Annotated in this window: 8 protein-coding genes; all 8 read right to left on the bottom strand. The window is 71.6% G+C overall.

Features of this window, described 5'->3' with window-relative positions:
• Window positions 1–590 (bottom strand): Hpt domain-containing protein (locus ACLEQD_RS34855; protein ID WP_410390039.1); only part of this gene is annotated, 590 nt, incomplete at its 3' end.
• A gap of 16 nt (window positions 591–606) precedes the next feature.
• Complete coding sequence (locus tag ACLEQD_RS34850; RefSeq protein ID WP_410390037.1) at window positions 607–1,188, bottom strand: chemotaxis protein CheW; 582 nt, start codon at window positions 1,186–1,188, stop codon at window positions 607–609.
• Between the two features lie 11 nt (window positions 1,189–1,199).
• Window positions 1,200–1,613, bottom strand: coding sequence for a two-component system response regulator (locus ACLEQD_RS34845; protein WP_410390036.1), 414 nt, complete (start codon window positions 1,611–1,613; stop codon window positions 1,200–1,202).
• Window positions 1,610–2,197 (bottom strand): methyl-accepting chemotaxis protein, encoded by a 588-nt coding sequence (locus ACLEQD_RS34840; RefSeq protein WP_410390034.1) that lies wholly within the window; start codon window positions 2,195–2,197, stop codon window positions 1,610–1,612. Before ACLEQD_RS34840 ends, ACLEQD_RS34845 begins: the two co-directional genes overlap by 4 nt.
• On the bottom strand, window positions 2,173–3,195 hold the full coding sequence (locus tag ACLEQD_RS34835; protein WP_410390033.1) for a HAMP domain-containing protein: 1,023 nt from the start codon (window positions 3,193–3,195) through the stop codon (window positions 2,173–2,175). The genes ACLEQD_RS34840 and ACLEQD_RS34835 overlap by 25 nt, the downstream gene beginning before the upstream one ends.
• A gap of 60 nt (window positions 3,196–3,255) precedes the next feature.
• The gene (locus ACLEQD_RS34830) at window positions 3,256–4,794 is read right to left on the bottom strand and encodes a hypothetical protein (RefSeq protein ID WP_410390032.1); all 1,539 of its coding nucleotides are present in this window, start codon (window positions 4,792–4,794) and stop codon (window positions 3,256–3,258) included.
• A 10-nt stretch (window positions 4,795–4,804) separates the two neighbouring features.
• Window positions 4,805–5,383 (bottom strand): TlpA family protein disulfide reductase, encoded by a 579-nt coding sequence (locus ACLEQD_RS34825; RefSeq protein WP_410390030.1) that lies wholly within the window; start codon window positions 5,381–5,383, stop codon window positions 4,805–4,807.
• Window positions 5,380–6,118, bottom strand: a 739-nt coding sequence (locus tag ACLEQD_RS34820) for a CFI-box-CTERM domain-containing protein (RefSeq protein ID WP_410390028.1), incomplete at its 5' end; no start/stop codon positions are given. The genes ACLEQD_RS34820 and ACLEQD_RS34825, both read right to left, overlap by 4 nt.

Genomic DNA, 6,118 nt, shown 5'->3' with positions numbered 1-6,118 from the left:
GCCACCTGCTCCGCCTGGACGGCCTCCGCGCTGTGGCGCAGGGCGTGCGCCTGGTCCACCGCCGCGCGCACCGCGCCCGCCCGGTCCTGCACCTTGGGGGACACCAGCCGGCTCAGCGCCGCCTCCAGCGCGTTCAGCGCCTTCAGCCCGTCCTCGCCCAGCGGGCCCGAGCTCGCGGCCTCGTCGGACGTGGGAGCGACCGGCTCCTCGTGGCCCAGGGCCTTGAGCAGCGCGGCCACGCCGTCCACCACGGGCTGCTCCCCCGCGTCGCCCCGGTTGAGGGCGTTCTCGATGGCGGACAGGCCCCGCAGCATCGCCTCCACGGAGCCCCGGGAGATGGGCTCCTCCACGCTGACGTGGGACAGCCCGTCCTCGATGGCGTGGACGATGCGTTCGATGTCGTCCAGCCCCAGGCTCGCCGCGGAGCCCTTGAGGCTGTGCACCACGCGCTTGAGCGACGGCAGCAGGTCCGGCTCGCGTGCGGCGGCCGGCTGCTCCAGCCCCAGCACCTTCGACCCGATGGCCTGAATCTGTTCGCGCGTCTCCGCGGCGAACACCGGCCAGATGCTGCGCAGCAACTGCGGATCCATGAAGCCTCAGTCCCCTCTAGCCGCGCCGTGCGGCCGCCGGGTTGCCCAGCTGTGTGAGGTCCAGCACCGTGAGCCGGTCCGGCGTCAGGAACAGGAACGGGCCCGGCGGCGGCTGGGACAGCTCCGCGCGCGGCAACTCCAGCCGTCCGTCCACGACCTCCGCCGCCAGCCCGAACGCTTCGTCCTCCACTTCCACCACCACGACCTTGCTCAGGTCGGACATGCCCCCGCCCTCCAGCCCCAGGAGCTGCCGCAGGTCCAGCACCGGCACGATGCGCGAGCGCGACAGCAGCGCCCCCAGCACGTGGCGCGGCGCCCCGGGCAGCGAGCACATCCCGCGCGACTCCAGCACGTGGTCCACGAAGTCGATCTTCACCGCGTAGCGCTCACCGCCCACCTGGAAGGCGAGGACGGTGACGACCTCCTGGCGCACCTCATGGCGCGAGTTCGCCAGCGCCACCGCGCGCTGGTGCAGCACCTCGCGCCGCCTGTGGGCGCTCACCACCGTGGCGCCCTCGAGCAGCATCTGGGCCGCGTCGAGCGAGGCCTTCAGCTCGTCGAAGTCGATGGGCAGCAGCTTGCGGTCTTCGGTAGACATGGGCGGGCGGATCAGTACTTCGTGGCCGGCAGCTTGAGGATGTCCCGCACCTTGGAGCGCAGGTCGTCCACGGACACCGGCTTGTTGAGGAAGGCGCTCGCGCCGACCAGCTTCCCCTTCTGCCGGCTGGCGTCGTCCTTCAGCGACGTGAGCAGCATGAAGGGCGTGTCGTGCAGCTTCGAGTCCGCCCGGATGGCCGCGCACAGCGCGAAGCCGTCCATCTCCGGCATCTGCACGTCGGAGATGATGAGGTCCGGCTGCTGCTCGCGCGCCCGCTTGAGCCCCACCGCGCCGTTGGGCGCGTCCACGAAGTCCAGCCCCCACCCCATCAGGTAGACCTGCAGGAGGTTGGTGATGGTCTTCGTGTCCTCCACGATGAGCACCTTCGCCGCCTTGCGTGCCCCACCCGTCACGTTGCTGTTCATAGCTGGTACCTGCCTACAAGTTCAGAGAAGCGCTTCGACAAGATGGAGAGGTTGCCGGCCACCTGTTCAATCCGCCGGGTGCCCTCCACCGAATCACTCATGGCGGACGTCAATTCGCCCATCGCCGTGGCGATCTGCTCCACGCCAATGGTCTGCTGCCGCGTGTTGCCAGCAATCTGCCGCGCCGCCCCGGACGACTCGCGGATGACCTCCGACAGGCCCAGGATGGTGGAACCCGCGCCGCGCGCAAGCTCCATCGCCGCCTGCGCGCGCCGGCTGCCCTCGTCCGTCGTCGTCACGGCCACGCGCGTGCCCTTCTGCACCTCCCCCAGCAGCACGCGCACCTGGTCGGCCGCCATGCGGGACTGCTCCGCCAGCGTGCGCATCTCCGTGGCCACCACCGCGAAGCCGCGCCCGTGCTCGCCCGCCTTCGCCGCCTCGATGGAGGCGTTGAGGGCCAGCAGGTTGGACTGCTCCGCCACGTCCTTCACCTGCCCGATGATGTCGCTGATCTGCAGCGTGCGCTCGTTCAGGTCGGTGATGGCCAGGGCAATGGCCTTCACCTGCTCACCCAGCTTCTCCATGCCCTCCACGCTCTCCGTGACGACCTTCTGGCCCTGCGCGCTGAGCGACTCCGACTTCTGCGTCTGCGCGATGACCGCGTCCGCGTAGGACGTGGCCTGCTTGGAGGTCTGGGCGATCTCCGCCACCGTGGTGCTGGTCTCGTTGATGGCGGACGCCTGCTGGTGCGCCATCGCGGACTGCTGCGTGGACGTGGCCAGCACGCCCGCCGCCTCGTGCTCCAGGTCCGTGGCCGCGCCGCGCAGGTCGTGCAGCAGGTGCACCAGCGCGTCGCCATGGTGGCGAAGCTGCGCGCCAGTTCGCCAATCTCGTCCGTGCCGTTGACGTCGATCTGCTGGCGCAGGTCCCCCGCCGCGATGCCCACCGCCGCGCGGGCCAGCCGCTCCAGGGGCACGATGAAGAGGCTGGCCATGCCGGCCGCCGCCAGCAGGCCCAGCACCAGCACCAGCAGGCCCAGGCCCGCGGTGCGCCAGGTGCTGGAGGCCAGCGACTCCGCCAGCGCCTCGCGGTCCAGCGCCAGCTGCACGGTGCCCACGCGCTTGAGCGCGCCGCCCGGCGGGCCGGAGAGGATGGGCGCCGTCGTCTCCACGATGGGCAGCGTGCCCACCGTCAGCAGGCGATCCACCACCCCGTCCCCGTCCGCGGGCTCCACGGAGGCGGCGGTGGCGAACCGGTCGTCCGCGGAGCGCGCCAGCACCCTGCCGCTCGGGTCGCGGACCACGATGTACGCGACGTCCGGCACGCTCTTGAGGGCCATGTCCGTGCCCGCCTGGAGCATGGCCGAGTCGTTCGCCGCCGCGGACGCGGCCACGCTGAACGCCATGCCGATGCCCACCGCGCGCGCGCGCTTGGTGAGCTCATCCAGCAGGCCGTCGCGCATCTGCATCCAGAACGCGAAGGTCAGGATGCCGACCAGCACGATGCCGAAGATGCCCGTGCCCCCGAGGATCTTCGTCCGCAGGCTGAGCCGGGTCGAATCCGCCCCTTGAGGTGACGCCATCTTCAAACCTTTCGCTTCCACGTTGTCCCCACCTCACGTGTACCGGCGCGCCCCAAGGGGTCAGCGCGCGCCCTGCCAGCCCATCTGCGAAGGACGGGGAGCCAGCGCCTGCCGCAGCCCCCCCGCCGTCATCGTCGTCTCCACGCCTCGCAGCGGGTGCTCGTCATCCAGTCCATCCAGCGCGCGCAGCGCGTTCTGCCGCGCCCGCTCCGCGTCCTCGCGCCGGTCCAGGCGGTTGTAGAGCGCCACCAGCGTCGCATGTCCCAGCGCCAGCTGCGGCTCCAGGTACAGCGCCTTTCGCACCGCCTCCACCGCCGCGTACAGGTCGTTGCGCGACTCGGCCACCATCGCCAGCAGCAGGTACGCCTCCGGAGACAGCGCCCGGGCCGCCTCGCGCGGCGTCTGGCCCGTGGGCGGCGTGAAGGGCAGCGTGAGCGGACCGAAGCCGACGGCGGCCTCCCCGTCGATCTTCTTCAGCATGGCGTTCGCGGCGGGCCGCACCCCGCCGTTGACGTAGCGCTGCAGCGTGCGCCACGCGTACTGGCGGAAGCCCGACAGGTGCTTCACGTGGAAGGCGGACCACCGGGGCACCGGCTGGGAGCCGCGCAGGCTCTTGAACGGATCCGAGCCCGGCCCCAGCTCGATGGTGAGCCCCACCTCCAGCGCGTCCTGCATGAGCCGGTGCACGAGCCCGCGGTACAGCCCCAGCTCCTGCGGCAGCGCCAGGTCGTAGCCGAACATGGGGGACCAGACGACGTCCTGGCTGGTGTGGGTGGCGTAGAAGCCATCCACGCGCCCGTCCTTCACCGCGAGCTTGTACTGGAAGAGCCCCTCGCGCAGCGTCCACGCGAAGAGCTCCTCCGTGTAGTCCAGCGTGGAGTGGTACTTGTCCGCGTTGAGCGACCGGTACAGCTCCCGCAGCCGCGGCGCGCAGCCGGGCATGTCCCGCCCGTCCACGATGCGGTAGCCCGCGGCCTCCAGCAGCCGCCCGTCGCGGCGCCGGTTCTCCCGCACCTGCCGGCTGACGTCCTGCGTGGGCAGCGTCATGCGCGTGTGCGCCGCGTACACGAAGCCGTAGTCCCGCGCGGCCAGCGTGTTGAGCAGGGGCGACGCGCTCGCGGGGTTGATGGCGGGGAACACGATGGCGTGTCCGGGGAACCGCTCCACCAGGAAGGCGGTGAGGCGCTCCACCTGCGCTTCATCGAGGCTCACGTGCAGGTTGCGCAGCACCAGCCAATGGTCCACGTAGACACACTTGTCGATGCGCGCCGCCTTCAGCATCGCGCCCAGCGTCCGCATGGCCCCGCGCATCACCACCGCGCGCGCCGCGCCGTACGCCTCCGCCGTCACCGCCGCCACCGGCAGGCCGATGTAGCGCACCCACGTCGAGTGCAGCGGCGAGTTGTCGTACTCCGCCTCGTTGATGGCCAGCGGGATGCGCAGGTCGTCCATCGCCACCAGCCGCAGGGTGGTGCGGTCGCTGAGGAAGGTGGCGCTGCCGCGCTTCATCAGCGGGACGAAGTAGTCGCGTGCCAGCCGCGCTTGCGCCGTCTGGGGCCAGGAGCACGCGTCGACGGTGTCCGCGTCGTAGAGGGTCATGCCCCCCAGTCTAGCGCTTGAGGGCGCGCTCGATGCGGCGGCGCAGGCCGTCCTCGGACAGCATGCCGCGCTGGGCGTCCATCACCTTGCCGTCGCGGTCCAGGAAGTAGAGCGTGGGCAGCGCGTTCACCTGGAAGGCCCGCGCCACGTTGTCGTCCGCGTACACGACGTACGGGCGCAATTCCGGCTGGAAGCGCTGGAGGAAGTAGTCCACCTCCTGCGTCGCCGTCGCGCCGTCGTCCCGGCTGGCCGCCACGAAGACGAGCCCCTGGGACTCGTACTCCTTGGCCAGCTTCACCAGGGAGGGCATCTCCTCGCGGCACGGCGGACACCAGGTCGCCCAGAAGTCGAGCATCACCACCCGGCCCTTCAGGTCCGACAGCGCCAGCTCGCCGCCCGCGTGCTTCGTCATCTGGAAGGACGGCGGCGACGCCCCGTCCGGCACCAGCCGCGCCCGCTGCGCCTCGCGCACGCCCATGAACGCCAGCGCGGCCAGCCCCAGCACCGCCACCACCGCCAGCGCCGTCTTCGCGCCATCCCCGCGCGCGCCCGGCGGCTTCGTCCCCTCGGTTCCAGCCTGCTGTGTCATTCGCGCTCCCTCCGTGTCAGGCGGCCGTGCACCCGCGTCAGGGCCCAGCGCACCCCGGCCTTCACCCGCGGCCGGCGCACCACCCACGCCGCCAGCGGAGGGCCCCAGTGATAGTACCCGTCGATGAACCCCTGGCCGAGCCGGCTCTTCCGGAGCACGTCGTCCCGGAACGCCCGGAAGGCCGTCAGCTCCGGCGCCCCCTCGCCAAAGGCCGCCGTCACCACGAAGCACGACGACGCGGGGCTCACCCACATCAGCTTCCCGTTGGTGAGGTTCACCACGGCCTTCAGCTCGCGCTGCTCCGTGTAGAGGAAGGCCAGGAGGTCGCGCCGGGCCGCCGGGAACTCCTGCCCGCTCGCCTCCTCGAAGTCGATGCGCGTGGTGACGGCGCTGCCCACCTCGTCCACCGTGAAGCGGTAGCGCCTGGAGCTGCGCCGGTGCTCCACCTCCAGCGCCCGCAGCTCCCCGAAGTAGGACAGGAAGGGCACCCGGCACGCCGGGCAGACGAAGCGGTGGTAGGCGTGCGTCGGGATGAAGGCGTAGTCCCCCAGGCGCTTGCAGCCCGTGTTGGGGCAGATGAGCTTCACGGTCGCCTGGGGCGCGTTGCGCGGGTCGTAGCGGGACTGGCCGCTGCCCTTGTCGAACACCGGCGGCGGCCGCGACGGCTGCCCCACCATCTGCCGGGTGGGGTGCGCGGCCGCTCCAGCTCCTGGGCCCGGCGCCACGCCAGCTCCG

The organism is Corallococcus sp. 4LFB, assembly GCF_046520365.1.
Lineage (GTDB): Bacteria > Myxococcota > Myxococcia > Myxococcales > Myxococcaceae > Corallococcus > Corallococcus caeni.
Note: the sequence above shows the minus strand (reverse complement) of the source record. Positions and strands in the feature narration are given on the sequence as shown.

What these genes read in the sequence shown, in the direction of transcription:
- ACLEQD_RS34850 (WP_410390037.1), bottom strand. Translation starts at nt 1,188, where the DNA reads ATGTCTACCGAAGACCGCAAGCTGCTGCCCATCGACTTCGACGAGCTG.
- ACLEQD_RS34845 (WP_410390036.1), bottom strand. Translation starts at nt 1,613, where the DNA reads ATGAACAGCAACGTGACGGGTGGGGCACGCAAGGCGGCGAAGGTGCTC.
- ACLEQD_RS34840 (WP_410390034.1), bottom strand. Translation starts at nt 2,197, where the DNA reads ATGGAGAAGCTGGGTGAGCAGGTGAAGGCCATTGCCCTGGCCATCACC.
- ACLEQD_RS34835 (WP_410390033.1), bottom strand. Translation starts at nt 3,195, where the DNA reads ATGGCGTCACCTCAAGGGGCGGATTCGACCCGGCTCAGCCTGCGGACG.
- ACLEQD_RS34830 (WP_410390032.1), bottom strand. Translation starts at nt 4,794, where the DNA reads ATGACCCTCTACGACGCGGACACCGTCGACGCGTGCTCCTGGCCCCAG.
- ACLEQD_RS34825 (WP_410390030.1), bottom strand. Translation starts at nt 5,383, where the DNA reads ATGACACAGCAGGCTGGAACCGAGGGGACGAAGCCGCCGGGCGCGCGC.